26 protein-coding genes and 1 tRNA gene are annotated in these 26,606 nt (G+C 61.8%); 12 read left to right on the top strand and 15 right to left on the bottom strand.

Translation table 11 applies throughout. The features are described from left to right. Positions 1–17 precede the first annotated feature (17 nt). Entirely contained in the window at positions 18–4,577 is a 4,560-nt protein-coding gene (gene gltB, locus J8Z04_RS05910; protein WP_408610203.1) for a glutamate synthase large subunit, read from the bottom strand. Next, positions 4,577–6,007, bottom strand: a complete 1,431-nt coding sequence (locus J8Z04_RS05905; RefSeq protein ID WP_192848053.1) for an NAD(P)-dependent oxidoreductase — start codon at positions 6,005–6,007, stop codon at positions 4,577–4,579. The genes gltB and J8Z04_RS05905 overlap by 1 nt, the downstream gene beginning before the upstream one ends. A gap of 324 nt (positions 6,008–6,331) precedes the next feature. Here J8Z04_RS05905 and J8Z04_RS05900 point away from each other — a divergent pair. The 7 genes from J8Z04_RS05900 (at position 6,332) to J8Z04_RS05870 (ending at position 10,843) form a co-directional block, all read left to right on the top strand. Further along, a tRNA-Leu gene (locus J8Z04_RS05900) sits at positions 6,332–6,418 on the top strand. Positions 6,419–6,478: 60 nt separating this feature from the next. After that, positions 6,479–7,129 (top strand): ribonuclease D, encoded by a 651-nt coding sequence (locus J8Z04_RS05895; protein WP_043560607.1) that lies wholly within the window; start codon positions 6,479–6,481, stop codon positions 7,127–7,129. 12 nt (positions 7,130–7,141) lie between these two features. Beyond that, complete coding sequence (locus J8Z04_RS05890; protein ID WP_043560609.1) at positions 7,142–8,119, top strand: KpsF/GutQ family sugar-phosphate isomerase; 978 nt, start codon at positions 7,142–7,144, stop codon at positions 8,117–8,119. Then, the gene (lptC, locus tag J8Z04_RS05885; protein WP_212125591.1) at positions 8,116–8,856 is read left to right on the top strand and encodes an LPS export ABC transporter periplasmic protein LptC; all 741 of its coding nucleotides are present in this window, start codon (positions 8,116–8,118) and stop codon (positions 8,854–8,856) included. Before J8Z04_RS05890 ends, lptC begins: the two co-directional genes overlap by 4 nt. 7 nt (positions 8,857–8,863) lie before the next feature. Continuing rightward, positions 8,864–9,793: an LptA/OstA family protein gene (locus tag J8Z04_RS05880; protein ID WP_232086313.1), complete on the top strand. Its 930-nt coding sequence runs from the start codon at positions 8,864–8,866 to the stop codon at positions 9,791–9,793. Next, positions 9,790–10,536 (top strand): LPS export ABC transporter ATP-binding protein, encoded by a 747-nt coding sequence (gene lptB / locus J8Z04_RS05875; RefSeq protein ID WP_043560625.1) that lies wholly within the window; start codon positions 9,790–9,792, stop codon positions 10,534–10,536. The genes J8Z04_RS05880 and lptB overlap by 4 nt, the downstream gene beginning before the upstream one ends. Before the next feature lie 70 nt (positions 10,537–10,606). Then, positions 10,607–10,843, top strand: a complete 237-nt coding sequence (locus J8Z04_RS05870; protein ID WP_146046910.1) for a hypothetical protein — start codon at positions 10,607–10,609, stop codon at positions 10,841–10,843. Between the two features lie 46 nt (positions 10,844–10,889). Here the strand turns inward: J8Z04_RS05870 and J8Z04_RS05865 are convergent, their stop codons facing one another. Together J8Z04_RS05865 and J8Z04_RS05860 are read right to left on the bottom strand one after the other, a co-directional pair. Beyond that, positions 10,890–11,153: a DUF1150 family protein gene (locus tag J8Z04_RS05865; protein WP_227656560.1), complete on the bottom strand. Its 264-nt coding sequence runs from the start codon at positions 11,151–11,153 to the stop codon at positions 10,890–10,892. After that, positions 11,140–11,655 carry an Hsp20 family protein gene (locus tag J8Z04_RS05860; RefSeq protein WP_043560630.1) on the bottom strand — a complete coding sequence of 172 codons (516 nt, stop codon included), beginning with the start codon at positions 11,653–11,655 and terminating at the stop codon, positions 11,140–11,142. The genes J8Z04_RS05865 and J8Z04_RS05860 overlap by 14 nt, the downstream gene beginning before the upstream one ends. A gap of 182 nt (positions 11,656–11,837) precedes the next feature. On the opposite strand from J8Z04_RS05860, the gene def reads away from it, so the two are divergent. The 3 genes from def to truA are packed head-to-tail and all read left to right on the top strand — an operon-like array spanning position 11,838 to position 14,109. Continuing rightward, on the top strand, positions 11,838–12,389 hold the full coding sequence (gene def / locus J8Z04_RS05855; protein ID WP_192848052.1) for a peptide deformylase: 552 nt from the start codon (positions 11,838–11,840) through the stop codon (positions 12,387–12,389). A 3-nt stretch (positions 12,390–12,392) separates the two neighbouring features. Further along, positions 12,393–13,325: a methionyl-tRNA formyltransferase gene (gene fmt / locus J8Z04_RS05850; RefSeq protein WP_192848051.1), complete on the top strand. Its 933-nt coding sequence runs from the start codon at positions 12,393–12,395 to the stop codon at positions 13,323–13,325. Then, positions 13,318–14,109 (top strand): tRNA pseudouridine(38-40) synthase TruA, encoded by a 792-nt coding sequence (truA, locus tag J8Z04_RS05845; RefSeq protein WP_192848050.1) that lies wholly within the window; start codon positions 13,318–13,320, stop codon positions 14,107–14,109. The genes fmt and truA overlap by 8 nt, the downstream gene beginning before the upstream one ends. A gap of 13 nt (positions 14,110–14,122) precedes the next feature. Here the strand turns inward: truA and J8Z04_RS05840 are convergent, their stop codons facing one another. Beyond that, positions 14,123–14,941: a sulfotransferase family protein gene (locus tag J8Z04_RS05840; RefSeq protein ID WP_103765409.1), complete on the bottom strand. Its 819-nt coding sequence runs from the start codon at positions 14,939–14,941 to the stop codon at positions 14,123–14,125. A gap of 255 nt (positions 14,942–15,196) precedes the next feature. Here J8Z04_RS05840 and rfaE2 point away from each other — a divergent pair, with 255 nt between their 5' ends. Both rfaE2 and J8Z04_RS05830 read left to right on the top strand, forming a co-directional pair. Further along, positions 15,197–16,687 (top strand): D-glycero-beta-D-manno-heptose 1-phosphate adenylyltransferase, encoded by a 1,491-nt coding sequence (gene rfaE2, locus J8Z04_RS05835; RefSeq protein WP_192848049.1) that lies wholly within the window; start codon positions 15,197–15,199, stop codon positions 16,685–16,687. Then, on the top strand, positions 16,684–17,817 hold the full coding sequence (locus J8Z04_RS05830; protein WP_192848048.1) for an AGE family epimerase/isomerase: 1,134 nt from the start codon (positions 16,684–16,686) through the stop codon (positions 17,815–17,817). The genes rfaE2 and J8Z04_RS05830 overlap by 4 nt, the downstream gene beginning before the upstream one ends. A 24-nt stretch (positions 17,818–17,841) precedes the next feature. Here J8Z04_RS05830 and J8Z04_RS05825 read toward each other — a convergent pair whose 3' ends face one another. The 10 genes from J8Z04_RS05825 to gloA form a co-directional block, all read right to left on the bottom strand. After that, positions 17,842–19,620: a chloride channel protein gene (locus J8Z04_RS05825; protein ID WP_192848047.1), complete on the bottom strand. Its 1,779-nt coding sequence runs from the start codon at positions 19,618–19,620 to the stop codon at positions 17,842–17,844. A gap of 114 nt (positions 19,621–19,734) precedes the next feature. Continuing rightward, positions 19,735–20,880, bottom strand: coding sequence for a succinyl-diaminopimelate desuccinylase (gene dapE / locus J8Z04_RS05820; protein WP_192848046.1), 1,146 nt, complete (start codon positions 20,878–20,880; stop codon positions 19,735–19,737). 8 nt (positions 20,881–20,888) lie between these two features. Then, entirely contained in the window at positions 20,889–21,719 is an 831-nt protein-coding gene (gene dapD, locus J8Z04_RS05815) for a 2,3,4,5-tetrahydropyridine-2,6-dicarboxylate N-succinyltransferase (protein ID WP_043560646.1), read from the bottom strand. Positions 21,720–21,773: 54 nt separating this feature from the next. Further along, positions 21,774–22,670: an acetylglutamate kinase gene (gene argB, locus J8Z04_RS05810; protein WP_043561420.1), complete on the bottom strand. Its 897-nt coding sequence runs from the start codon at positions 22,668–22,670 to the stop codon at positions 21,774–21,776. A 72-nt stretch (positions 22,671–22,742) separates the two neighbouring features. Beyond that, complete coding sequence (yihA, locus tag J8Z04_RS05805; RefSeq protein WP_408580063.1) at positions 22,743–23,408, bottom strand: ribosome biogenesis GTP-binding protein YihA/YsxC; 666 nt, start codon at positions 23,406–23,408, stop codon at positions 22,743–22,745. Then, positions 23,408–25,192: a membrane protein insertase YidC gene (gene yidC / locus J8Z04_RS05800; RefSeq protein ID WP_081563014.1), complete on the bottom strand. Its 1,785-nt coding sequence runs from the start codon at positions 25,190–25,192 to the stop codon at positions 23,408–23,410. The genes yihA and yidC overlap by 1 nt, the downstream gene beginning before the upstream one ends. Before the next feature lie 124 nt (positions 25,193–25,316). After that, the gene (gene yidD / locus J8Z04_RS05795) at positions 25,317–25,547 is read right to left on the bottom strand and encodes a membrane protein insertion efficiency factor YidD (RefSeq protein WP_081563013.1); all 231 of its coding nucleotides are present in this window, start codon (positions 25,545–25,547) and stop codon (positions 25,317–25,319) included. After that, positions 25,544–25,894: a ribonuclease P protein component gene (rnpA, locus tag J8Z04_RS05790; RefSeq protein WP_086431107.1), complete on the bottom strand. Its 351-nt coding sequence runs from the start codon at positions 25,892–25,894 to the stop codon at positions 25,544–25,546. Before rnpA ends, yidD begins: the two co-directional genes overlap by 4 nt. Positions 25,895–25,896: 2 nt before the next feature. Beyond that, a complete protein-coding gene (gene rpmH / locus J8Z04_RS05785) occupies positions 25,897–26,031 on the bottom strand; it encodes a 50S ribosomal protein L34 (protein ID WP_081563011.1) in 135 nt (44 codons plus the stop codon). 174 nt (positions 26,032–26,205) lie between these two features. Continuing rightward, positions 26,206–26,601: a lactoylglutathione lyase gene (gloA, locus tag J8Z04_RS05780; RefSeq protein WP_043560652.1), complete on the bottom strand. Its 396-nt coding sequence runs from the start codon at positions 26,599–26,601 to the stop codon at positions 26,206–26,208. Positions 26,602–26,606 lie beyond the last annotated feature (5 nt).

The raw sequence follows: 26,606 nt of genomic DNA, 5'->3' as shown, positions 1-26,606 counted from the left end.
TGCCCGGGTGGCCCCTGTCAGGCTGACAGGCTTCTGAGATCGGCCTCCTCATACCCGATGATGCGGGCATAATCCTTCGGCACGACATGCCGGAATTTCGGCAGAACCTCCTCCCAGTGGTGAAGAAGATCCGCCGCATAGGCACTGCCCGTCTCACGCTCGTGCCGCTCCACGAGGCCCCGCAGCTCATCTTTCCACCGTCTGGCCGTCACGGGCTGGCACATGACCGTGTCGTGATTCACCCGTTTCGGGAAATCGCCATCACGGTCCAGCACATAGGCCGTACCACCCGTGAAGCCTGCCCCGAAATTGTCCCCGGCCTTGCCCAGAACAACGACCGTACCGCCTGTCATGTATTCGCAGCCATTGGAGCCACAGCCTTCCACCACGGCCACGGCACCGGAGTTCCGCACGGCGAACCGTTCTCCGGCCTGCCCGGCGGCAAAGAGTGCTCCCGCCGTCGCACCATAAAGCACCGTGTTGCCGATGATGGAATTCTTCTCCGTGGCGCAGGGTGTCGCACTGCTGGGCCGCAGCACCAGAGTGGCCCCGGAGAGGCCCTTGCCGACATAATCGTTGGCATCACCTTCCACCTCGATGCGCAGCCCCTGTACGGCGAAGGCCCCAAGGGACTGACCGGCAGACCCACGCAGGGAGAGCGTCAGATGCCCTTCCGGCAGGCTGGCCATGCCGAAGCGACGGGTGATGAGGGATGACAGCCTCGTCCCCACCGCACGATGCGTGTTGCGGACGATATAGTGCAGATGCAGCTTCTCCCGCCGCTCGAACAACGGCTGCGCATCAGCGATGATCTGTGCATCCAGCGTGTCCGGGACCTCATTGCGGCCCTCCAGCGTGCAGTGACGGGCAAAGCCGCCCGTATCCGCCTGCACCAGCAGGGCGTTGAGGTCCAGATCATCCAGATAATCCGAGCCACGATAGACCTGATGGAGCAGGTCCGTCCGGCCGATGATCTCCTCAAGAGAGCGGTATCCCAGACGGGCCAGAATATTGCGGACATCCTCGGCGATCAGCGTGAACAGGTTGATGACCTTCTCCGGCGTGCCCTCGAACTTCTTCCGCAGCTCCTCATCCTGCACGCAGACACCGACAGGGCAGGTATTGGTATGGCACTGCCGCACCATGATGCAGCCCATCGCCACAAGAGCCGCCGTACCGATGCCGAACTCCTCGGCCCCCAGCATGGCGGCGATCACCACGTCACGCCCGGTCTTGATTCCACCATCAACGCGCAGCTTCAGCCGGTGGCGCAGACGGTTGAGCATCAGCACCTGATGGGTCTCGCTCAGCCCCATTTCCCACGGCAGGCCGGCATAATAGATGGAAGACTGGGCACTGGCCCCCGTCCCGCCGGAATGGCCGGAGATCAGGATGGCATCAGCCTTGGCCTTGGCCACACCGGCGGCGATGGTCCCGATGCCCGTCCGGGCCACGAGCTTCACCGTCACGGTCGCCTCCGGATTGATCTGCTTGAGGTCGTAGATCAGCTGGGCAAGGTCCTCGATGGAATAGATGTCATGATGCGGCGGCGGCGAGATCAGCGTGACGCCCGGCGTGGCATGACGGAGACGGGCGATCAGCTCCGTGACCTTGAAGCCCGGAAGCTGGCCTCCCTCACCCGGCTTGGCCCCCTGTGCGACCTTGATCTCCAGCTCCCGGCAATTGTTGAGATATTCCGCCGTCACGCCGAAGCGGCCGGACGCCACCTGCTTGATGGCCGAGGACGCATTGTCCCCGTTAGGCCGTGGTGTGGCCCGGGCCGGGTCCTCGCCTCCCTCGCCGGAATCGGACTTCGCCCCGATGCGGTTCATGGCGATGGCCAGCGTCTCATGCGCTTCCGGACTCAGCGCACCGAGGGAGATGCCCGGGGCAACCAGCCTGCGGCGGATCTGGGTGATGCCTTCCACGTCATCCACGTCAATGGACCGTGCGCTGGAACGGAAATCCAGCAGATCACGCAGGGCGACCGGCTCCTGCGCCTCCAGAGCGTCCGCATAACGGCGGAAGAGCCTGTAGCTGTTGGCCTGCACCGCCGTCTGAAGCATGTGGACCGCACTGGCCGAAAAGGAGTGCGCCTCCCCACCCGGGCGGATCTTGTACCGCCCCCCGATGGGCAGCGGAGACACGTTGGCGGGCTGCCATGCCTGCCTGTGCGCCTTGATGACGTTCCGGGCGATACCGGGCAGGCCGATGCCCGAAATGCGGGACGCCATGCCGGGGAAGAACTCGGCCACAAGCGCACGGGAGAGGCCGATCGCCTCGAAATTGTACCCGCCACGATAGGCCGAGACGACCGAAATCCCCGCCTTGGACATGATCTTGAGCAGCCCCTTGTCCACGGCCTTGCGGTACTGCTCCATGGCCTGCCGCAGGGTCATCTTTCCGAACAGCCCCCGCTGGAGACGATCGGCAATGCTCTGCTGGGCCAGCCACGGATTGACCGTGGAGGCCCCCACTCCGACCATCACGGCGAGGCTGTGCACGTCCAGCACATCGGAGGCCCGGACATTCACGGAGGTGAAGGTCCGCAGGCTGTGATTGGTGAGATGGACATGCACGGCCGCCACGGCCAGCACCATGGGAACCGCCACGCGGTCCTCCGTGGCGTGTTCATCGGTCAGAAAGAGATGGGCACAGCCACCCCGCACGGCATCCTCGGCCTTCTGGCATATCTGCGTCAGGGCCGCCCGCATCCCGTCCTCACCCTCGGCCAGCGGGAAGGTACAGTCGATGACCTCACCCTGCCTGCCGCACATCTCCTGAAGACGGCTGAATTCGCCATTCGTCAGGATGGGGCTGGAAAGCTGGAGAAGCTGGCACTGGCCCGCTTCCTCGGCAAGGATGTTGCCCAGATTGCCCAGCCTCGTCACCAGGCTCATGGCCCGTGTTTCCCGCAGGCTGTCGATCGGCGGATTCGTCACCTGGCTGAATCCCTGCCGGAAATAGTGGGACAGCCCCCGATAATGCCGGGACAGCACCTGAAGCGGCGTGTCATCCCCCATGGAGGCCAGAGCCTCGCTGCCATTCTCCACCATCGGCTGGAGCGTGGCCTCCATGTCCTCATAGGTCAGGTTGACGGCCAGCTGGCGACGGCGCAGCATCTCCGCATCAATGCCGTCCGGTTCCGTCACCCGAGCCATCAGCGGCCCGACATCCTCGATGCCGTCCCTGATCCAGCTTTCATAATCCTGCCGGTTGATAAGCATGTCCAGCACGTCATCCGGCGTGTAGAAACGGGCTTCATCAAGGTCCAGCGCAAGGGTCTGCCCCGGCCCGAGCCGCCCACGCAGGGCGATGGCCTCATCCGGCACACGCACCATGCCCGTCTCGGACCCGACGATCAGCAGCCCGTCCTTCGTGATGCTGTAGCGCAGCGGCCGCAGACCGGCCCTGTCCAGACCGGCGATGATCCAGCGGCCATCCGTCCCGCACAAGGCCGCCGGACCGTCCCACGGCTCGATGACGGCATTGCAGTAGCGGTAGAATGCCTTGGCCCGGGCGGACAGGGAAGAATTCGCCCCCGCCGCTGCCGGGATCAGCAGGGCCTTGGCCGATGGTGCCGTCCGTCCAGCGAAGGTCAGAAGCTCGAAGACATTGTCCAGAGCGGCCGTGTCGGACCCCGCCACCTGCACGACCGGCTTGAGGGCCTCCATGTAGTCATCCAGCACCGGGCTGCTCAGCCGTGTCTCATGCGCCCGCATCCAGTTGACGTTGCCGGAGAGCGTGTTGATCTCCCCGTTATGGGCGATCTTGCGGAAAGGCTGGGCGAGCTTCCATTTCGGGAAGGTGTTGGTGGAATAACGCTGGTGATAGATGGCAAAACGGGAGACAAACCGCTCATCCAGCAGGTCCGGGTAAAAATCCGTCAGGTTCTCCGCCAGAAACATGCCCTTGTAGATGAGGGAACGGCAGGACAGGGAGCAGATGTACAGCTCCACCTGTGCCCGTGTCGCCGCCTGCTCGATCCGACGACGGATGACGTAGAGGTCCCGTTCCAGCGTTTCCTCATCACGCCCCAGCGTGTTGCGGATCATGATCTGCTCAATCTCGGGGCGGGTCTCGTTGGCCTTCTCGCCAATGCAGGCCGTATCAATCGGCACCTGACGCCAGCCATAGATGCCATAGCCGAACCGCAGGATTTCCGTCTCGATGATCTGGCGGCAGCGTTCCTGCGCTCCCAGGTCCGTGCGGGGCAGGAAGACCATCCCGACGGAGATGCGTCCCTCGATCCGCAGGTCACCCGCATTATGGATGGCATCCTCAAAGAAATTCTGCGGGATTTCCACATGGATGCCAGCCCCGTCCCCCGTCTTGCCATCAGCATCGACGGCACCACGGTGCCAGATGTTGCCCAGGGCCTCGATGCCCGCCTGCACCACGGCACGGCTGGGCCTGCCATCCATCGCCGCCACAAGCCCCACACCACAGGCATCATGCTCCTGCGCCGGGTCATACAGCCCTTCCAGCCGTTCAACATTGGCCTGATAGGCCTTCACGAAGTCCTGCGCCGTTTCCGGAGCGGATGTCATGGTCGTGGTTTCGTTCATGGTGGTCATCAGGCACACTCCCCGACAGATGTTGCGGTCCGGGCAGCCCCGGCAGACAGATGGTTCATGATGGAATCGGCGGCGTCCCGCCCGTCCCGGATGGCCCAGACGACGAGGCTCGCCCCCCGGACGATGTCCCCACCGGCAAAGACACCCGGCAGGCTGGTTTCATGCCCGCTGCCGGAGACCTCCAGCGTGCCCCACCGTGTCACGGCGAGGTCGGGCCGGTTCCAGAGGTCCGGCAGGTCTTCCGGCTCGAACCCCAGCGCACAGATGACCAGATCGGCTTTCAGTTCACGGGTGGATTCCGTCGGCTCCACGGCCCGGCGGCCCGCCGCATCAGCTGCCCCGAGGCGCATCTCCCGCAGGCGGACGGCCTTCACCCTGTCATCGCCAAGGAAGGCCTCCGGTGTCAGCATCCACTCAAAGCGGGCTCCCTCTTCCTCCGCATTGAGAACCTCCTGACGGGAGCCGGGCATGTTGTCACGGTCCCGACGATAGGCGCAGACCACTTCCCTCGCCCCCTGCCGGATGGCCGTGCGGACGCAGTCCATGGCGGTATCACCGCCCCCCAGCACCACGACACGTTTGCCTTTCGCTGTCAGACCAGCAGTCTCATGCTCCGTCTGGGAGGCCTTGAGGTAAGGAAGGGCCTCCACCACGTTGGCCAGACCGGCCCCCGGCCCCTTCACCTGCCGGGCACGATACACACCCGTGGCCAGAAAAACGGCATCATGCCGCTGACGCAGTTCCTCCAGAGGCAGAGCACCATCGCCATGCCCGACGGACTGCCCCAGGTGGAAGATGATTCCCTGTTCCTCCAGCAGCTTCCAGCGACGTTCCACGACGCTCTTGTCCAGCTTGAAGCCCGGAATCCCGTACATCAGCAGCCCGCCGGGTTTTTCCTGCCGTTCATAGACGTGCACCTCATGCCCTGCGGCCCGCAGACGCTCGGCACAGGCAAGACCGGCCGGGCCGGACCCGACAATCCCCACGCTCTGCCCCGTTTCCTCGGCGGGCAGACGGGGCAGGACCCAGCCTTCCGCAAAGGCCGTCTCGGTAACATACCGCTCCACGGCCCCGATGGTCACGCTACTGAAACCCGGACGGATGACGCAGTTCCCTTCACAGAGGCGGTCCTGCGGGCAGATGCGGCCACAGATTTCCGGAAAGCTGTTGGTGCTGGAGGAAAGTTCATAGGCTTCCTTCAGCCGCCCTTCCGTCGTCAGGCGCAGCCATTCGGGAATGACATTGCCCAGCGGGCAGTGGACCGTGCAGTACGGAATCCCACACTGGGAACAGCGTGACGCCTGCTCCTGCGCCCTCTGAGGGCTGAACCCGGCGTAAATCTCGCCAAAATCCCCCCGTCTCTCGGCAGCCGAGCGTTTGTCCGGGAGTTTCTGGGAGCAGTTTACGAACCGCAGCATCTGTTCAGCCATTATGACATCAATCCCTGTCTTGCCTGCACCGTGAGGCGCAGAATGGTCCTTGTCGCCCCAGCACTAAACAGCTCAGCCATAAAAGACCAGACAGTACCGCTTACCTAATGAGTGTCATAACATCCTGAAAATGCGCATGATTGTCATTTTCATTTTACAAAATAAGTCCGAAACGGACCTATTATCACCCTGACATCATTCCATTCGTTTTTTTTCAAAAGGATGCATTTTCCTCATTGACGTCCCCCCTCCTGCGCCGTAAAAGCATCTTCAACAGAGCTGAGGCGGCTTCCTCACGGAGACAGCTTCCTCTTACAGCTTTATGCCCAGATGGCGGAATTGGTAGACGCGCAGGCTTCAGGTGCCTGTGTCCGCAAGGACGTGGAAGTTCGAGTCTTCTTCTGGGCACCAAGGCTTTCTCCCCTGACATGCAGGGCAGAATTGTCCCCTCTCAGAAAATCCGGTGAATCTATGAGCACTCCGCGTAACGCCATTCATCTATATGAGGGCGACCTCCCGGACAATCTTGAGCTGGGCTCTTCCATCGCCATTGATACCGAGACCATGGGGCTCAACCCCCACCGGGACCGCCTCTGCCTCGTGCAGATTTCCGCCGGGGATGGTCAGGCGCATCTCGTACAGTTCGTGCCGGAACATCTGGGCGGGCGTGGCTACGGGCACTGCCCCAACCTCAAGGCGCTCCTTCAGGACAGTTCTGTCACCAAGCTGATGCATTTTGCCCGGTTCGACGTGGCCGTTCTCCAGCATTATCTCGGCATCACGCTGAATTCCGTCATCTGCACGAAGATTGCCGCCCGTCTTGTCTATACCTTCACGGACAGGCATGGCCTTGCCTATCTCAGCCGGGAGCTGCTGGGCGTCGAGATGTCCAAACAGCAGCAGAGCTCCGACTGGGGCAGCCCGACCCTGACAGAAGAGCAGCGCCAGTATGCAGCCTCCGATGTGCTGCATCTCCATGCCCTTTGGGAAAAGCTGGAAGCCATGCTCATCCGGGAAGGGCGGCGTGATCTTGCGCAGAGCTGCTATGATTTCCTCCCTGCCCGTGCAAAGCTGGATCTTCTGGGCTATGATGTGTCGGACATTTTCGCCCATCGTGCCTGACATAGCTGCTCCATGACCTCATCTTCCCTCTCGACCGCCTGCCGTGCCCTCCAGACAGAACGTCAGGGGCTTGAGCAGCTCGAGGCGTGCCTGCGTGGCCCCATGCAGGAAGGGTTTGAAGCCGCTCTCACTGCCATACTGTCCATGAAAGGCCGCCTCATCCTGACAGGGATGGGGAAATCCGGCCATATCGGGCGCAAGATCAACGCCACCCTGGCCTCCACGGGAACACCATCACTGTTCCTTCATCCTGCCGAAGCCGCCCACGGGGATCTCGGCATGGTAGAGGCCGATGATGTCATCCTCTATCTCTCCAATTCCGGCGAGACCAACGAGCTGGCGCCAGTCCTGCTTCATGCAGCCCGCCTGAATCTCACGCAGATCGCCTTTACGACACGGGCCTCATCGACACTGGCCCAGTCGGTGCAGATTCCCCTCATCCTCCCTGCCGCGCCGGAAGCCTGCCCGATGGGACTGGCCCCGACGACCTCCTGCCTGCTCCAGCTGGCCCTGGGGGATGCGCTGGCCATCGCCCTGCTGGAACGCCGTGGCTTCAATGCGCATGATTTCGGTCTCCTGCATCCGGCAGGGACGCTGGGTGCCCAGCTCCGCCCCGTCAGCAATTTCATGCATACAGGGCAGGACATGCCACTGGGCCATGAAAACATGTCCCTTCGTGCCGTGATTCTGGAAATCACCCACAAGAGTTTCGGCTGCATCGGCATTCTGGATGACGAAGGCCGCCTTGCCGGGCTCATCAGCGATGGTGACCTCCGCCCCGCTTTGGACCGTGATCTCGACAACACCACGGCCGTGGAGATCATGAACCGCACGCCCCTGACGGGCACGGCAGACATGCGGGCTCAGGACATACGGCACCTCATGAATGACCGCCCTGTCCCGGTGAACAGTCTTTTCATTCTGGATGAAGAGCGTCGCCCTGTCGGGATTCTTCATCTGCATGATCTCCTGCGGGCAGGTCTCTCATGAACGCACCGCAGCCCAACCGGGAAGATTTTGACCCGGACCGTCTGGAAAAGACCCGCCAGCTGGATGCCATGCGACAGGAAAGCATGGCCAGACGGCGCACGCCCCCTTCAGCCGAAGCCATGGCCAGACGGAGCCTGCTGCTGAAGCGGGCCAAATGGGGTCTCCCCGGTCTTGCGATGTTCCTGCTGTTCTCGGTCGCCATATGGCCGGAAATCAATCATCTGATCCACCAGAACAGCGCCATTCTGGCCAGCATGCGTCATGCCCATACGGATAGCGGCATGATGGAACATGCCGCCTACCACGATCTTGATTCGCAGGACCGCCCCTATACCATCACATCCCGCATTGCCCGCCAGAGCGAGCCGGACCGCATCGACATGACCGAGCCTGAGGCTGACATCCTGCTGCACAATCATCAGTGGGTCCATGCCCGGGCGGATAGCGGCATGTATCTCCAGCACGAACAGACGCTGACACTGAACGGCCATGTCGTGATCTACCGCAGTGACGGCGTCCTGCTGAACAGCCCTTCAGCCGATATTGACCTGCCCCAGCAGGTCATCGCCACGCATGACTGGGTCCATGCCGACGGGCCCTTCGGCACGCAGGATGCAGAAGGCGCCTTCATGGACCAGCAGACAGGGACTCTTCAGTTCCTCGGTGCCGGACGTACGGATCATTTTGAGGATTTATCACCCGCCCCCTCTTCTCCCGCAACGCCGAAAAGCCCATAAAGGAAGCATGATGCGTCTCCCTGTTTTTTCCCGCCCTCATGCTTTTCTTGCCGCTGCCGGTTTTCTTCTGGCCGAGGCCCTGGCCCCCTCTCCCACTGCTCTGGCAGCCGACCCGACACCCGGGGATCAGGCCCATGGGCAGGTCGTCCATCTTTTCTGGAAGAAAGAAGAGATCTACGACCATAACCGCCAGACCGTTACCCTGACGGGAGGTGCCCGTGCCCAGCGGGGCGACATGACTGTCGATGCCGATACACTCATCGGTTATCTGCGCCCGAAAAAGCAGGCCGCAGGCACATCCGGTACTGATGAGAGCCAGAAAAATGGTGGCAGCAGCGACATGGAACTGTACCGTGTTGAGGCCTTCGGCCATGTCCATATCTACAATCTGGAAGATCAGGGCTGGGGCGATCACGGGCTGTACGATGTTGACAGGGCCGTCCTGCTGATGACGGGCAAAGCCATGAAATTCACTACGCCCCGTCAGCTCATGACAGCTCGGGACCTTGTGGAATATCACCCCCAGACCCATACCTCCATTGGCTGGGGAGAAGCGACCGTCAATACCAGTGACGGCAAACGCATCACCGCTGATGTCATGCAGGCTGTGGAACTTTCCGATGCCCAGAAAGCCGCCAACAGGGCCAGCCAGGCTGCTGGTGGGGAAAAAGCGAAGAGTGGCAATCTGGACCGGGCCTATGGCTGGGGCCATGTGGTCATCCGTACGGACCGGCAGACCGCCACCGGGGACCGTGGCGTCTATCTGGCCGGACCGGAGCTGGCCCGGCTGATCGGCCATGTCCGTGTCACGCAGGGGCAGAACCAGAACAATGGTTCGCAGGCCATCGTGAACATGAAGACCGGCGTCTCCCATATGCTCTCCGGCTCCAGCGATCCCGTACAGGGGCTGATCGTCCCCAATGAGGCAGGCAAATGACCATGCAGGAAAATCAGGGGAAACCAGGCCTGGCTGCCCGGGGTATCGGCAAAAGCTACAAAAAGCGCACCGTCGTCCATGATGTCTCTCTCCACGTGCAGCGTGGCGAGGCTGTCGGGCTGCTTGGCCCGAATGGTGCAGGAAAAACGACCAGCTTTTACATGATTGTCGGGCTGGTGCAGACAGACATGGGCAGCATCACTCTGGACGGTGCCGACATCACCCCCCTGCCCATGTACCGGCGGGCCAGGCTGGGAGTCGGTTATCTGCCGCAGGAAGCCAGCATTTTCCGAGGGCTCAATGTCGAGCAGAACATCCTTGTTGCTCTGGAAGCCGTCGAGAAGGACCGGGACAGGCGGCAGGCCATGCTGGATGGCCTGCTGGCTGAATTCGGCATCACCCGTCTGCGCCACTCTCCTGCCCTGGCTCTCTCGGGGGGTGAACGCCGCCGTCTCGAGATCGCCCGCGCCCTGGCAAGCCAGCCAAACTACATCCTTCTGGATGAGCCACTGGCCGGGATCGATCCCATTGCCGTCAGCGAGATCCGTGCCCTCGTCTCCCATCTGAAGGACCGTGGCATCGGCGTTCTCATCACGGACCACAACGTGCGTGAAACGCTGGAGGTCATCGACCGGGCCTACATCCTTCATGGCGGCCGTGTCCTGATGGAAGGAACACCGGAAGCCATCGTGGCCAACGAGGACGTGCGCCGGGTCTATCTGGGAGAGAATTTCTCCCTGTAAAGAAAAAAAACTCTTTCACACCCCTGCCATAATGAGCTGCCAGTATCTGTCAGGAAAAGTGGATGTGCCCATGTCCACTCCGGATGCTGGGGAGGCCATGAAAAAAATCCTGTTCGAAGGTTCACAGACCTGCTCTTTCGTCACGTGCAGCATGATCTCGGACCGTACCTCCCACCAGCTGAGCCTCTACTGGGGCATCGGACACAGTGACCTCCTCGACCTCGCCTGCATGGTCGTCATAGTCCTTCCCCTATGCCTGCTGTTTGACTGGATTCAGACACGTTGCCGCTCGCAAAACAGACGATGATCCAGCCTTCCCTCCGCCAGGAAAGGGCAGCCCCACGGCTGGCCCTTCATTGCAGGAAGGTCGGCACCATGTCCTGCTCTAGGATGGCATCCACGGCACTGTCCTCATCCTCGGCAATGCCAACCGGGGTGCCGTCCGCTGCATGAATGGCCACCAGCGTGGCCCCCTCATGCGTTATGGTCCGGAAATAGGCAACTTCCTTCATCCCCCAGTCCCGCAGCTCCGCACCCGTCATGGTACGGGCCCGGACCTGCATGTCCCCTGCCAACCCAGCGTCGGCAGAGGCTCCCCTCTCATCATTCCCGGCCAAAAGGCTCCTCCTCTGCGACAGGAGGAAGATCACGGGCCAGCTCCACATCACGGGCTGGTGGTGCCGGGGCCCGTACGGCTCCCCCGGAACTGCCCTGCTGGATGGCAATATGCTTCACCCGCACCTCCGGCTCCGGGCGATGAAGGTCGATGTGCAGCAGGCCGTTATCCAGCCAGGCTCCAGCAATCTCGATTCCCTCCGCCAGAACAAAGGCCTTGTGAAACTGCCGTGCTGCAATCCCACGGTGCAGGAAAACGCGCCCCTGCGTGTCATCCGCCTGCCGCCCACGAATCACGAGCTGGTTGTCTTCCTGGGTGATCTGGAGATCATCCATGACAAAACCTGCAACAGCCAGCGTGATGCGGAGTGCCGTGCGGCTCAGCTGTTCGATATTGTAGGGCGGGTACCCATCCGATGCTGTTTTTGATGCCCGTTCAAGCATTTGTTCCAGATGATCAAACCCCAGAAACATGGGGGAAGTGAAAAGACGTCCAGACGACATGGCTCTAAAATGCCTCCTCAGGGAGCGAGACGTGAATGATGACGAACGACCCTACACAAGGCATCGCTCGTCCCCGCTGATATGAGGATGGAAAGACGATGATGCAAGGCCCGCCATGCCCCGGCCTGCCGCATCAAAGAACAGGCTGGCATTACACACAGCCAGCCGCTAACATGCCTGCCATGAAAAATTTAGAGTTTCTCGACCGGCTTGATGACATCGCCCCGACATCAATCCTTGTTGCCCCCCAGCCCGTGCTGAGCCAGGTGGCCCATGAGGTCCGCCCGGAAGACATGGCGGCCCTCCGTGAGGCCCTGCCGGGCATGTTCTCCGCCATGTACAAGGCCCCCGGCATCGGTCTGGCCGCCCCGCAGGTGGGGCTCAGCCAGCGTTTCGTGCTGGTTGATGTCGCCCGGGAGGATGAACCCCGCCGACCGATGGTCCTCATCAATCCCGAGATCATCGAGTCCACCGAGACCCTGGCCGTGCGGGAGGAAGGCTGCCTCTCCCTCCCCAACCAGTATGCCGAGGTCATCCGGCCGGAGTCCATCCGTGTCCGCTATCGTGACCTGGACGGCCAGACCATCGAGCAGGATGCGGACGGCCTGCTGGCCACCTGTATCCAGCACGAAATCGACCATCTTGATGGCATCCTGTTCGTCGATCATCTGTCCTCCCTGAAGCGCAACATGATCATGCGCCGTCTGGCCAAGGAACAGAAGCGGAGACGATAACCCATGCGCCTCGTTTTCATGGGATCGCCGGATTTTTCCGTCCCGGCCCTGCACGGCCTGATCGAGGCCGGGCATGAGATTGTCGCCGTCTATACGCAGCCCCCCCGTCCCGCAGGCCGGGGCAAGGCCCTGCGGCGTCAGCCCGTTCATGAGGCAGCCGATGCGCTCGGCATTCCCGTGCGGACCCCGGAAAAACTGCGCCACAATGATGAGGAGCTGGCCTTCTTCCAGAGCCTGAAGGCCGATGCCGCCATCGTGGCTGCCTACGGCCTCATCCTGCCGGAAGCCATCCTGAAGGCTCCCCGGCTGGGCTGCCTGAACATCCATGCCAGCCTGCTCCCCCGCTGGCGAGGGGCCTCGCCCATCCAGTCCGCCATCCGGGCCGGAGATGCCGAAAGCGGCGTCTGCATCATGCAGATGGACAAGGGGCTGGATACCGGAGCCGTCCTTCTCTCCGAGGCCACCCCCGTCACACCCGAGGACACGGCAGGCAGCCTGCATGACCGGCTGGCTGGGATCGGTGCCCAGCTGGTCGTCCGCACGCTGGAGGAACAGCCAACTGCCGTTCCACAGGATGATTCCCGGAGCTGCTACGCTCCAAGACTGGAACGCAAGGACGGGCAGATCGACTGGGGCCGTTCTGCCGTGGAGATTGAACGTCAGGTACGGGCCTTCATTCCGTGGCCCGGCAGCTACACGCTGCTGGAGGGGCAGACCTACCGCATCGGAGCCGTCAGCCTGCCTGACGAGGCCGAAACTGCCGCCCTCATGGCCTCGGCTCCTGCTCCAGGCACGGTTCTGGATGACAGGCTGACCATTGCCTGCGGGACAGGCTGCCTGCGGATCGAGCGCATCCAGAAACCGGGCCGGGCCATGATGGACCGGGAGGCCTTCCTCCGTGGCACGAAACTGGACAGAGGGATGCGCCTTGACTGACGCCGCCCCGCCCGGCATCAGCCGCTGGGCCATCCGCATCGAATTTGACGGGCGGCCCTATGTCGGCTGGCAACGCCAGAAAAGTGGCCTTTCCGTCCAGCAGCTCATCGAGGAAGCCGCCGAACACCTCACGCAGGGCCGCAAGGTCAGCAGCGTGACGGCGGGCCGGACCGATTCAGGCGTCCATGCCGCCGGACTCGTGGCCCATCTGGACTTTCCCGATGATGCCCCCCTCAGCCGCAAGGCCGTGCGGGACGCCATCGGCTACCATCTGAAGCCCCATCCCATTTCCATTCTGGAAGCCGCCCCGGCCCCCGAGGGCTGGAACGCCCGCTTCTCCGCCACATGGCGGCGTTACCGCTATACCATCCTCAACCGTCCGGCCCGTCCGGCCATGCAGGAAGGGTTCGTCTGGCACATCCGTGCCCCGCTGGATGTCGAGGCCATGCAGGAAGGTGCCAGCCATCTGCTGGGCGGGCATGACTTCACCTCCTTCCGGGCGGCGGCCTGTCAGGCCCGGGACGCCCTGCGGACGCTGGATGAACTCACCATCACCCGCTCCGGCGACCATGTCTATGTGGACGTGCAGGCCCGGTCCTTTCTTCACCATCAGGTCCGCAACATGGTCGGAACGCTGGCTCTGGTCGGCCATCATCAATGGCACCCGGACCGTGTGAAAGAAGCACTGGAAGCCCGGGACCGCTGCAAGGCTGGCCCCACGGCTCCCCCCGACGGGCTGTGCCTGATGGATGTCGGCTACCCGGATGATCCTTTCCGGCCATAAACTCTGCTGGTTTTCATATGATCCGTACCGACTTCGGGTTCATGCTTCTGTCCCTCCAGAATGCACCCCCAGCAAGACGGTTCACGACATCGGGTGGCAATATGAGAGGATGCTTCTGGGGCTCCACCTTCTGGGCAATTTCATGCAGGCCCGGCGTTTCCAGAGCCTTGTCGTATGCCGTAGGAGGCGTGTAACGGACATTGTTCATGTCGTAAGTTGCAGCAGGAACGTTCAGTTCCTTTTCCAGAAGACGCATGACGGACAGGGGCTGTGTCACCAGGCTGTCATAATCAACCAGTACCAGTTTGGACGAAAACTGTCCGAAAAACGCCTCCTGCAAGGCCTGATACGCAAAACCGAAAGCCCCCGCAGGAGACAGCAGATAATTCACCCGCTGATGAAGCGTGGCCCGATGTTCCACGGGCACGAGATAGGATGAAAGCATCGGGTCCCTGCCAATGATGCGCTCAAAGGAGTTGATCACCCAGACAGGATCACGCACACAGCAGATCACTTTTGCATCAGGGTAGAGATAGTCCAGAAGCTGAAGCTTGCTGCACCAGGCCCGGTTATTGTCAATGACCAGATTCGGCCTTGATGGCATGTCGTGATATGTATCCATTGTCTTCTTAAGAAGATTCATGACCTTTTCATCGCTGAATTCAGTTTTATATTCACCTTCTGAAATAACGGAAAGCATCTTTGTCATGAGAGAACAGACAGGTGTTGAATATTCTGCACAGTAAATGTCAGGATGCTGCCCTAAAAGAACACTAAGAAGGGTACTTCCTGAGCGGGGAAGACCGGATATAAAGTGAACATGACGAGACATTACGTACTTCCCGGCCCTGTTTTTTTTGTTTCAGTCTGTATTGCATGAGTATGTGTCATAATTATCACTGTCAACTTCAAAAATGTATAAAAATTTATTTATTATGCCACAGACCCTCTTCCGGGCTGGATAAGACCCTTTCCCTGACGACAGAGTGGTAAAAACATCCTAAACTTTCCTCTCCAGACATGAGGCCACGGACGCTGCCGAACGCCACTCACGGGCAGTGCTGTCTCCTGAAGGGAGGGACGTTTTTTGACTGACACGCTGATTGACGGTGCCATCACCATTCTGGGTGATCTGCTGCTGGACCAGTACATCACCGGGGATGTCACCCGCATCTCGCCGGAAGCCCCCGTCCCTGTCCTGCTGAGCAGCCACCAGCGGTCCACGCCCGGCGGAGCCGCCAACGTGGCCGTGAACGTGGCCGCCCTCGGTCATCCGGTCCATCTGGTCGGCGTGGTGGGTACGGACCAGGCGGCCGGGACGCTCCGTCAGGCCCTTTCGGTATGGCAGGAGATCAGGCTGGATGGTCTAGTCGATGATGCCAGCTGGACGACCATCACGAAGACCCGTGTCCTCAGCGGGCGGCAGCAGATCGTCCGGCTGGACAATGAAAAGCTCGTCCCTTTCTCCAGAGCCACCGAGGAGGCCCTCATCGCCTCCACCCTGAAGGCACTGGAAACATCCCGGATTCTCATCTGCTCCGACTATGCCAAGGGTGTCCTCTCCGACCGTGTCCTGCACGCCGTCATGGAGGCCGCCCGCCGCCGGAACATTCCCGTTCTGGTGGACCCCAAGCGGGCCGATCTCTCCGCCTATCGGGGGGCCAGCCTGCTGACACCCAACCGGCAGGAACTCGGCAAGGCCCTTGCCGCCTCCGGCATCGCCCACCCGGCAGGCTGCCCGTGGACACTGACGGATGATGAGGAGGTGGAACAGGCCTGCGCCGCCATCGCCCCGCTGACGGGCGGCAACATTCTCCTCACACGCTCCGAAAAAGGCATGACGCTCTGGCAGCAGAAGGCCGCCCCGCTGCACTGCCGTGCCCATCCTTCAGAAGTCTATGACGTCTCCGGGGCCGGGGACACCGTCATCGCCACGATCGCCTGTGCTCTGGCCAGTGGCCGCTCCCTGGCCAGCGCCGTGACCATGGCCACCACGGCCGCCGCCATTGCCGTCAGCAAGCTGGGCACGGCCTTTGTCACCCGGGACGAACTGCACCAGAAGCTGCTGGAAGAAATCGCCGACAGCGGAGCCTGCCTTCCCCTGCCCGACGCCTGCGCCATCGTGGAGAACTGGAAACGGCACGGAGCCTCCGTCGTCCTGACGAATGGCTGTTTCGACCTGCTCCATCCCGGCCATGTCTCGCTCATCCAGTTTGCCGCCAGCCAGGGTGACAAGCTGATCGTCGCCCTCAACACCGACGCCTCCATCAGGCGGCTGAAAGGCCCCCGCCGCCCGCTCCAGACCGAACAGGCCCGGGCCACGGTCATCCGTGCCCTGCGGCATGTCGATCTGGTCGTCCTCTTTGATGAGGACACGCCACTGGACATCATCTCCGCCCTGAAGCCCCACGTCCTCGTGAAAGGGGCCGATTACCGGGAAGATGAGGTCGTCGGGGGTGATGTCGTCAGGGAACATGGCGGGCATGTCTGTCTGGCCCCGCTGCTGGACGGACATTCCACAAGCCGCATCGTGCAGACGATGGATGACAGCCACCCGGCAAAGGACACCCAACAATGACATACAGACAGACATGGCAGGACTGGCTGCTCCACAAGGCTCTGCCCCTCTGGTCCCAGGCCGGTTTCGACAGGGATGCAGGCCTCTATCACGAACGGCTGACCTTTGAGGCCACCCCCATCACCCTGCCCCATCGCCGCCTGATGGTGCAGGCCCGGCAGATCGCCACCTACTGTCAGGCCACCCTGAACGGCCATTACGACGCCGGGGAGCAGGCCCTGACGGTGCTGGACCATGTCACACAGCGATATCACCGGGCTGATGGCAGCGCAGGCTGGGTCTTCGCCCTTGGGCCTGATCTGGCCCCTTCCGACACGAAACGGGACCTGTACGGCCACGCCTTCATCCTCTTTGCCCATGGATGGGCCTACCGTCTGGGCAAAGACCCCGCCCTGCTGCACAGGGCTGAGGCCAGCCTGGCCGAAATCGACCAGCTCTTCCCCTCCACACATGGCGGATACCGGGATGTCCTGCCTGCCACGTCGGACCGGCACTCCCAGAACCCCCACATGCATCTGCTGGAAGCCTGTCTGACACTTTTCGAGGTCTCGGGTCGGGAGGTGTTCCTCCATCATGCCGATGCCATCCTGAAACTGGCCCTGCACTCCTTCATCCCGGCCGGAACGGATGCCCTGCTGGAATTCTTCACGCCGGAATGGAAGCCGGAACGGCCTGCGGGCCAGAACCGTGTCGAACCCGGCCATCAGGCGGAATGGTGCTGGCTACTGGGCGAGTATCTCCGTCTTGCCCCCGATGGCAGGCACGCCGCTGCTGCCCGTCAGGCGCAGCAGCGCCTCCATGACCGCCTTCAGAAGACCGCTCCCGGCCCTCTCCTGCCGGATGCCCTGCTGGATGATGGCTCGATGCTGGAAGCCTCCACACGCATCTGGCCCCAGACCGAAATGATGCGCCTTCTGGCCCAGCATGGTCCGGCGGATCTCCAGTCCCGGCAGGAACGGCTCGCCACCATGAGCCAGCTCTTCTTCACCCATTATGCCCCGGCCCCGCTCAATGGCGGGTGGATCGACCGGCTGGATGAGCAGGGTAAGACTGCCACGGACCACATGCCCGCCAGCAGCCTCTATCACATCTACAGTGCCGGACAGGCCATCCTCGGCACCACTCCATAAGTCCGCTCCACCGGGGACGGACCATCACACGGAAAAACGTCCATCCCCGGCAAGGTCCCGGCGGCTGCGCTCCAGCTCCACGGCGTAGCAGCGCAGCGTGTGCCGTTCGCTCAGCTGCCCGACAGGCTGGCGGGACTGACGATCCTCCACCACGGCCAGCACATCAGCTTCCGCCTCTGCAAACAGGTCGGCTGCCTCACGGATGGTCATGTGCGGCTCAAGCATGATGTCCCGATAGCAGGCCAGACTGGAGACAGGCTCCTCGCCTGCGCAGGCCGCCGTGATCTCGGACACCAGGACAATTCCCTGATACCGGCCCTCCTCATCCACCAGCACGAGCCGCTCCTCAATTCCCAGCGTCAGCTGCGCCTGTGCCTGCCGGATGGTCATGGCCGCCGGAAAGCTGCGGACCTGTGCCCGCATCAGCTTCTGCACGGTCAGGGTACGGAAGCGGCCCACATCCACGGCAGAGCGGATGGTCTCTCCCCGCAGGTGAAAACGCCATGTCGCAAAATTGTATCCGAAGAGCCGCCGGACCGTCAGCAGGGACAGGGTGGCCGACAGCACCACGGCACTGCTGAGCGGCATGATCCCCGTCATTTCCAGCACCATGCAGATCATCGTCATGGGGCCTCCAATGATGGCCGTGGCCATGGCCGCCATGCCGAGCACGGAGCAAACATGACCATCCACCGGGGCCAGACCGTAAGGAGCCAGCAGAGCCCCGAACGCCTCACCGGCCAGAACACCCAGAAACAGCGAGGCAAAAAACAGCCCGCCCCGGAAGCCCGACCCGATGGACAGGCACGACGCCACCGCCTTGAGGACCAGCAGCAAAAGAGCCAGGGACGGCACGATCTCCCCCTTCAGCACCAGCCCAACCCCACCATGCCCGGCCGACAAGACCGAGGGGAAAGGTGCCGCCAGACAGGCCACAAGCAGACCACCAGCGACAGGCCGCAGCCAGACCGGTACAGGCAGCTTCTGGAACACCGCCTGGGTCTGCGTCACGCAGTACATGATGAGAATGGCCACGAGGGCGCACAGAATGGCCAGCAGGCTGACCCCGGGCACATCAGCCCAGCCCATCTGCCAGCGGGTCACCAGTGGTGGCAGGCCGCCATCCATCCGCATGAGATGCCGGACACCCAGCCCGGCCATGGCCGCCAGCGCAATGGGAAACAGGTTGGCAAGACTGTACGTTCCCAGCACCAGCTCGAACGCATAGAAGGCTCCGGCAATCGGAGCATCAAACCCGGCACTGACAGCCCCGGCCGCCCCGGCCCCCACCAGAATCCGCATGTCCTCCCGCCGGACATGGAAGACCCGCCCCAGCCACGAACCGAAAGCAGCAGATATCTGCACATAGCCAGCCTCCAGCCCGATGGAGGCCCCCACGCCATTGGACAGGACCGTCTGCACAGCAAGACTGACACTGTCCCGGACTGACATGCGCCCGCCATGCAGGGCATTGGCCTCCACCGGGTCCACCGGGCGCCGCTTCATCCAGCGGCGCAGCAGGGCACTCAGCCCGCCAACCGCCAGACCACCACCGCCCAGCACCAGCAGACAACGCCATAGTGGCAGTGCAGGCAGTTCCGACAGTCTGCCGCCATTATGCAGGCCATAAAACACGACATGCAGACCGAGGGTCACGACATTGATCAGCAGGACACAGCAGCCCGCCAGTCCCCCCGTCAGCAGGGCCAGCAGGAACAGCCCCAGCCCGTCACGCCGGACGAAGGACCGCAGCATGGCAGGAGCCAGCAGTCTCATCCGTGATGACCCGTTCCCTCTGGACATGCGGGGCTCTCTCCTCTTTCCAGTATCGGCCGTGCTACAGAGTCCCGCCCTGTATACAGAAAACCCGCCTCAGACGGGCGGGTTTTCCCAGGCATCCATCATTCTGGAAGAAGTTCAGACACCAAAACGCTGCATGAACTCCAGATAAACCTGTGTCAGCTGCTCCACGGAGGCCAGAGACACATGCTCGTCACGCTTGTGCATGGTGGCCCCCACAAGCCCGAACTCCGCCACGGGGCAGCAATGCGTGATGAAGCGGGCGTCGGATGTTCCCCCGCCCGTGTCGAGCTTCGGCGTCCTCCCCGTCACGGCCTGCACGGCCTGGGAAAGTTTCTCCACCTCGGCACCGGGTTCCGTCAGGAAAGATTCCCCGCTGACAGCCACATCAAGATCAGCCTCCGGCGCATGGCAGGCAACGACATCCTCGATCCAGTTACACAGGCTGCCGCTCGTATGAAGGTCATTGAAACGGATGTTCACCCGGGCCTGTGCCGTGGCGGGAATGACGTTGGTGGCCGGATTCCCGACATCCACACTCGTGATCTGCAAGGAAGACGGAGCAAACCAGTCACTGCCGTGATCCAACGTGCGGGATGTCAGATCATGCAGGATCGGCACAAGGCGGTGAATGGGATTGTCTGCCAGATGCGGATAGGCCACATGCCCCTGCGTGCCCTTGACGGTAATCACCACATTCATGCTGCCACGGCGGCCGATCTTGATGACCTCGCCCATTTCAGCCGGATTGGTCGGCTCGCCCAGCAGGCAGAAATCCGGGGCCTCGCCCTGTTCTTTCATCCATTCTAGCACGGAACGGGTGCCATACCGGGCCGGTCCTTCCTCATCCCCCGTTATGAGGAAGGCCAGACTGCCCTTCAGCGGTCCGGCCTCCAGCCTGCGGGCTACGGCAGCCAGAGCAGCGGCGACACCGCCCTTCATGTCCGCCGTGCCACGGCCGTAGATATGCCCGTCCCGGATGTCTCCGGCGAAAGGGTCGCAGCTCCAGCCCTCACCGGGAGGAACGACATCCGTATGCCCTGCGAAGCAGAGACAGGGACCGCCCTGTCCCAGCCGGGCATAGAGGTTGGGCGTCTGCCCGCCTTCGGGACCGAAGGCAAGGCGTGTGACCTCAAACCCCATCATCTCCAGCGACCGGGCCACGACGCCCAGTGCCCCGTCATCCGCCGGAGTGACGGAGCGGCACCGCAGAAGGTCCTGCAACAGGGCGACGGGATTGGAAGGAGATGATGGATGGCTCATGAGGTCACTCAGTCACGCAGCAGCTCATTGATGGATGTCTTGGAGCGTGTACGCTCGTCAACACGCTTGACGATCACGGCGCAGGCCAGGGACGGCCCGCCCGGAGTCTTCGGCGGCAGGGTTCCCGGCACGACCACGGAATAGGCCGGAACACGCCCCATATGGATCTCACCCGTCGTACGGTCCACGATCTTGGTGGAGGCCCCAAGGAACACGCCCATGGAGAGGACTGAGCCACGCTCCACGACCACGCCCTCGGCCACCTCGGAACGGGCACCGATGAAGCAGTCATCCCCGATGATGACCGGTGCGGCCTGGAGCGGCTCCAGAACACCACCGATCCCGGCACCACCGCTGATATGGCAGTTCTTGCCGATCTGTGCACAGGAGCCGACCGTGGCCCATGTATCGATCATCGTGCCGCTCTCGACACGGGCCCCCAGATTGACGAAGCTCGGCATCAGCACGACACCCGGAGCGATGTAGGCGGAACGGCGGACGACAGCCCCCGGAACGGCCCGGAACCCGGCCTTCTCGAACTCTGCCTTGCCCCAGCCGGCGAATTTCAGCGGCACCTTGTCAAAACCCGGAGCCCCACCGCAGCCATTGGCCATCGGCTCGGATTCATACAGGCGGAAGGACATGAGGACGGCCTTCTTCAGCCATTCATGCACGACACGTCCACCTTCCTGCTGCTCGGCAACGCGGAAGGTCCCGTCATCCAGCCCGGCAAGAGCGGCTTCCACGACATCACGGGCCTGACCCTGCGTCTGCGGGGACAGGCTGGCACGGTCTTCCCAAAGGGTTTCAATCTGCTTGCGAAGCTCTGCGTGATCCATAAAACGCTCCTTATTCTACAACCATAATCCAGGCAGGCTGCCCTGCCCCATCTCTCAGTCCGCCTTGATGAGCGTACCCTGCCCTGCCCTGGTGAAGAGTTCCAGCAGGCAGGTATGTGGCACCCGACCATCCAGAATGACGGCCGCCTTGGCCCCGGCCTGCACAGCCTTGAGGCAGGTCTCCACCTTGGGAATCATGCCGCCCGTGATGTGCCCCTCCCGGATGAGACGACGGGCTTCCTCGGCTGTCAGCTCCTCGATGCGCTGGCCATTCTCATCCAGCACGCCGGGAACATCCGTCAGCATCAGCAGGCGGGAGGCTCGCACGGCACCGGCAACCGCACCAGCAGCCGTATCCGCATTGATGTTGTAAATCTCACCTTCATCCCCAGCCCCGAGCGGCGCCACGACCGGGATCAGGCCAGCCCCCAGCAGGGCATACAGCACCCGGGGGTCCACATGCTCCGGCTTGCCGACAAAGCCCAGATCGACCGCTTCCCGCCCGTTTCCTTCCGTCCGGTGATAATGGACAAGACGGCTGGCCTGGATCAGACGCCCATCACGCCCCGAAATGCCCACGGCCAGCGCTCCAGCGTGGCTGATGAGATCGGCCACCTGCTTGTTCACCGTGCCGGAGAGGACCATCTCGATCACATCGATCATCTCACGGTCCGTGACACGAAGGCCATCAATGAAGCGGGACTCAACACCAAGCCGCTTCATCATGCTGTTGATCTGCGGACCACCGCCATGCACCACGATCGGGTTGATGCCCACCAGCTTGAGCAGGGCAATGTCCCGGCCAAAGGTAGCGGCAAGGCTGTTCTCGACCATGGCGTGGCCACCATACTTCACCACGATGGTGTCGCCAGCATAACGGCGCAGATAAGGCAGCGCACCGGCAAGGACGGCAGCCTGCTGCTGGTCGCTCAGCAGGCCACCATGGGCCATCAGGGCATCCGGGAAAGCGGTAGAAGAGGTATCAGAAGAAGACATGGGCATTTCACTATACAGAAAAACTTTTCAGGGCCGTGTACCGGCGGGCTCGGCAAAGCGGGCCATTATGCCACGCAGCTCGGCAATCCCCAATGATGTCGTGCTGCTTGTTGCCACAATATGCGGGAAAGCCGCCGCATGGGTCTTTGCCAAAGCCTCCACCTCTTTCTGCCGTGTGGCCAGAGCGGAAGCCGACAGAGCATCACATTTCGTCAGTACAATCTGGAACACCACAGCGGCCCTGTCCAACAGGTCGCAGACCTCCCTGTCGGAATCCTTGAGGCCCACACGCCCGTCAATCAGCAGGATCACGCGGGCCAGATTCGGCCTGCCCCGCAGATAGGCGAACATCGTCCTCTGCCAATCTTCCTTCACCGCTTTGGAGGCCTTGGCAAAGCCGTAACCGGGCATGTCCACGAGGGAGAGCCTCCCCCCCAGATTGAAGAAATTGAGCTGCTTGGTCCGCCCCGGCTCGGACGAAGCCCGGGCCAGAGCCTTCCGGCCTGTCAGCGCATTGATGAGGCTGGACTTGCCCACATTGGAGCGGCCAGCAAACGCCACCTCCGCCCGGTCGGGCGGGGGCAGCTGCTCGATTGTCTGCGCCCCGAAGAAGAAATCACAGGGACCTGAAAAAAGTCTGCGGCCTTCCTCCAGCTCATCCTCGCTGGGCAGGACTGTCTGCATCTGCTCCATCACGAGCCCTTCTTCTTCTCACCGCCCTTGCGCGGTGCCTTGCCTTTGCGACCGATCAACGGCACGGGCAGGCTGGTCCGACGCTCGATGTAATGCTGCTGGAGGAAAGTCAGCACGTTGTTCCATGTGTAGTAGACCAGCAGGCCCGCCGGGAAGCTGGACATCACGAAGACATACACGATGGGCATGAACTGCATGATGCGGGCCTGGGCCGGGTCCATGCTGACCATGCTGTGCTTCTGGAGCAGCCAGAAGGTGATGCCCAGTGCCGCCCCCCAGATGCTGAGATGCAGGAAGGAGAAGATGTGCGTGGGATCAAACGGCAGCAGCCCGAACAGATTGAACAGATTGGTCGGGTCCGGTACGGAAAGGTCCTTGATCCAGCCAAAGAAGGGCGCATGGCGCTCATCGATGCTGAGATTGAGCATCTTGTACAGGCAAAAGAAGATCGGTGCCTGGATCAGCATGGGCAGACATCCACCTGCCGGGTTGATCTTCTCTTCCTTATACATGGCCATGACCTTCTGGTTCATGGTTGCCGGATCATTCTTGTATTTTTCACGTATCTCCGTGACCTTCGGCGCAATCATGCGCATGCGGGCCGAAGACTGCGCCGCCTTGGAGGCCAGCGGGAACAGGACAATCTTGACGATCAGCGTCATGGCCATCAGCCCAAGGCCGAAATTGCCGATATGCGCATAGAGCCAGTGCAGCAGAAACAGGATCGGCTTCGTCAGGAAGCTGAACCAGCCGAAGTCGATGCTGTCATCAAAACGGGGCAGCCCCAGCTTGCGACCATAATAGCGCAGCAGGCCCGGCTCCTTGGCCCCGGCAAACAGGTAACTGCCCTGCCCGAGGCGGGCCCCGTCCTGAATGACCTGCGGCTCCTGCGAAGTGAAGGTCACACGATAGGACCCGTGCTCTTCCGGCAGGTAGCTGTACCGGATGCGCACGTTGGCAGACGCATCCGCCCCAACGGCTGTCAGCCAGTACTTATCCGTGATGCCACCCCAGCCGCCTTTTCCGGCGTCTGTCCATGACACATGGTCCGGGCCGTTGCCATCAGTCCGCAGGGACTTGTACCCCTTGTCCGCCAGACGGCCATTCATGACGGCGATTGGCCCCTCATAAGCCGTGAAGGAACCGGTATCCTCCGGCAGATAGTCACGCTGGACACGCTGGAACGGATAGACCGACACGGGTTGGCCGGAATGGTTCTCCACCTCCTGCCGCACCGTCACCATGTAGTGGTGGTCCTGCTCCAGATGAATGAGGAAGCGGACCCCTGCCCCATTGTCCCAATGCAGGCTGACCGGGGATTCCGGCGTCAGGCTGGTCTGCTCCCCATCAACCTGCCAGAGGGAATGGTCATTGGGTAGACGGGTGGTGAACCCGGCAGCATTTTCCCAGCCAATGACCAGATAGGTCGGCTGGGCACTGCCTGCCCTGTCCAGCAGACGGACCAGAGGGCTGTCCTTGGCAATCGTCTCACGATAGCGGGTCAGCTCCAGATCATCCAGCCGTGCACCACGAAGGTTGAAGGAACCCTGCACATCCGATGACGTAACCTTCAGCCGATGTTCCTGGTGATCATCCGCCTCATCCATAGGGCCAGCAGGCGCCGGAGATGCCAGAGCGGGTTGCTGCACGGCAGACGCTGGTGCCGGAGCAGACCCCTGATCCTCCACCGGTTTGTGTCTGTCCGGCGGAAGGAAGATGTTGAAACCGATCAGGATCATGGCCGACAGGATGACGGCCAGAATAATACGTTTGCTACTTTCCATCGGGCTGGAGCCGCTCTTTCTTCATGCTGGAAGGGTAGATTGCCTCTTCACTGGCGTAAAATCGTCCTCAAAACAATAGCCACGCCATTTTTTTTACATTTTCTGCCAGAGCATCAGAGGCGGATCAGGGGGGATAGTCCACGCCACCCGGATGAAAAGGATGGCATCTGCAAATGCGGCAAAGTGTCAGCCACCCACCCCGCACAGGACCATGACGGCGGATGGCTTCCTCGCCATAAACGCTGCAACTGGGATGAAAACGGCACTGCCGTCCCATGAATGGACTGAGGAACAGGCGATAGAGCCTTATCAGCCCCAACAGAAGAAGCGAAAACAGCCCGCTGGCCGCCCTCATTCTGCCTCTTCCCGGCCAAGGGCCTGCAGAACCCGACGCACGTCATGCTTCAGAAGGGGGAAAGGCCGCTTTCTGGTTGCGGCGCGTCCGATCAGGACGAGATCACCAGAGGAAGGACAACCTTCCTCTTTCACCACCAGGCGGAGAGCCTCCCGCAGGCGGCGACGGGTACGGTTGCGCACGACAGAATTACCGACCTTCTTGGTCACGGTAAAACCGGCCCGTACCGTCACGTCCCCCGGCTCCGGCAGAACCTGGCCAATCAGCCCGGGAGACACGACCTTATGGCCCTTGCGGGCCACACGCAGAAACTGCGACCGCTTCTTCAGGCGGTCAGGCTGTTTCATGCTCAGGCAGAAAGTTTCTTGCGGCCCTTGGCGCGACGGCTTGCCAGAACACGACGACCACCAACAGTAGCGGAACGCGTGCGGAAACCGTGGCGACGCTTACGAACCAGACGGGAAGGCTGATATGTGCGCTTCATCTTTTCAATCCTCTAATCTCAACAACACACCTGTGAAGGCGTGTATTAGAACAGGACGCACCCAGTAACGCCCCTCCACTCAGGGAGTGGCTTTTAAGGGGATGGCCCTGCCCTGTCAATCCTGCAATTCCATCCAGAGCGGACAGATCCCGAAGCTGTACCCGGCTTTTGAGCTCAGGCGTCCTTCTTTTCAATCAGCTCGATCTTGTAGCCATCAGGGTCCTGCACGAAGGCAATGACAATACCCGTATTGCCCATCGGTCCGGCCTCACGGGTGACACGCCCACCGCCCTGGCGGACCACGTCCACGGCTGCTGCGACATCACGCACGCCAACAGCAAAATGCCCGAAGCCTGTCCCGTGTGTGTAATCCTCGGTCTGATCCCAGTTATAGGTCAGTTCGATCTCGGCCTCACCACGGGCATTACCCTCATAACCAATATAAACCAACGTGAAACGCCCCTCCGGCACCTCCAGCCGACGAAGTTCACGCATGCCCAGAAGGTGATAAAAAGCCAGACTGCGATCAAGGTCCCGCACACGGACCATCGTATGAAGATAGATGCTCATATATC

Origin of the sequence: Bombella apis, from assembly GCF_018221685.1 — a bacterium.
GTDB classification, from domain to species: Bacteria; Pseudomonadota; Alphaproteobacteria; order Acetobacterales; family Acetobacteraceae; genus Bombella; species Bombella apis.
Note: the sequence above shows the minus strand (reverse complement) of the source record. Positions and strands in the feature narration are given on the sequence as shown.

What these genes read in the sequence shown, in the direction of transcription:
- gltB (WP_408610203.1), bottom strand. Translation starts at nt 4,577, where the DNA reads ATGACCACCATGAACGAAACCACGACCATGACATCCGCTCCGGAAACG.
- J8Z04_RS05825 (WP_192848047.1), bottom strand. Translation starts at nt 19,620, where the DNA reads ATGTCCAGAGGGAACGGGTCATCACGGATGAGACTGCTGGCTCCTGCC.
- yidC (WP_081563014.1), bottom strand. Translation starts at nt 25,192, where the DNA reads ATGGAAAGTAGCAAACGTATTATTCTGGCCGTCATCCTGTCGGCCATG.
- dapD (WP_043560646.1), bottom strand. Translation starts at nt 21,719, where the DNA reads ATGGATCACGCAGAGCTTCGCAAGCAGATTGAAACCCTTTGGGAAGAC.
- fmt (WP_192848051.1), top strand. Translation starts at nt 12,393, where the DNA reads ATGCGCCTCGTTTTCATGGGATCGCCGGATTTTTCCGTCCCGGCCCTG.
- J8Z04_RS05870 (WP_146046910.1), top strand. Translation starts at nt 10,607, where the DNA reads ATGTCCACTCCGGATGCTGGGGAGGCCATGAAAAAAATCCTGTTCGAA.
- argB (WP_043561420.1), bottom strand. Translation starts at nt 22,670, where the DNA reads ATGGCCCATGGTGGCCTGCTGAGCGACCAGCAGCAGGCTGCCGTCCTT.
- J8Z04_RS05905 (WP_192848053.1), bottom strand. Translation starts at nt 6,007, where the DNA reads ATGGCTGAACAGATGCTGCGGTTCGTAAACTGCTCCCAGAAACTCCCG.
- J8Z04_RS05895 (WP_043560607.1), top strand. Translation starts at nt 6,479, where the DNA reads ATGAGCACTCCGCGTAACGCCATTCATCTATATGAGGGCGACCTCCCG.
- rpmH (WP_081563011.1), bottom strand. Translation starts at nt 26,031, where the DNA reads ATGAAGCGCACATATCAGCCTTCCCGTCTGGTTCGTAAGCGTCGCCAC.
- yihA (WP_408580063.1), bottom strand. Translation starts at nt 23,408, where the DNA reads ATGGAGCAGATGCAGACAGTCCTGCCCAGCGAGGATGAGCTGGAGGAA.
- rnpA (WP_086431107.1), bottom strand. Translation starts at nt 25,894, where the DNA reads ATGAAACAGCCTGACCGCCTGAAGAAGCGGTCGCAGTTTCTGCGTGTG.
- J8Z04_RS05830 (WP_192848048.1), top strand. Translation starts at nt 16,684, where the DNA reads ATGACATACAGACAGACATGGCAGGACTGGCTGCTCCACAAGGCTCTG.
- yidD (WP_081563013.1), bottom strand. Translation starts at nt 25,547, where the DNA reads ATGAGGGCGGCCAGCGGGCTGTTTTCGCTTCTTCTGTTGGGGCTGATA.
- gloA (WP_043560652.1), bottom strand. Translation starts at nt 26,601, where the DNA reads ATGAGCATCTATCTTCATACGATGGTCCGTGTGCGGGACCTTGATCGC.
- lptB (WP_043560625.1), top strand. Translation starts at nt 9,790, where the DNA reads ATGACCATGCAGGAAAATCAGGGGAAACCAGGCCTGGCTGCCCGGGGT.
- J8Z04_RS05840 (WP_103765409.1), bottom strand. Translation starts at nt 14,941, where the DNA reads ATGTCTCGTCATGTTCACTTTATATCCGGTCTTCCCCGCTCAGGAAGT.
- J8Z04_RS05880 (WP_232086313.1), top strand. Translation starts at nt 8,864, where the DNA reads ATGATGCGTCTCCCTGTTTTTTCCCGCCCTCATGCTTTTCTTGCCGCT.
- dapE (WP_192848046.1), bottom strand. Translation starts at nt 20,880, where the DNA reads ATGAGCCATCCATCATCTCCTTCCAATCCCGTCGCCCTGTTGCAGGAC.
- lptC (WP_212125591.1), top strand. Translation starts at nt 8,116, where the DNA reads ATGAACGCACCGCAGCCCAACCGGGAAGATTTTGACCCGGACCGTCTG.
- J8Z04_RS05890 (WP_043560609.1), top strand. Translation starts at nt 7,142, where the DNA reads ATGACCTCATCTTCCCTCTCGACCGCCTGCCGTGCCCTCCAGACAGAA.
- def (WP_192848052.1), top strand. Translation starts at nt 11,838, where the DNA reads ATGAAAAATTTAGAGTTTCTCGACCGGCTTGATGACATCGCCCCGACA.
- J8Z04_RS05860 (WP_043560630.1), bottom strand. Translation starts at nt 11,655, where the DNA reads ATGTCGTCTGGACGTCTTTTCACTTCCCCCATGTTTCTGGGGTTTGAT.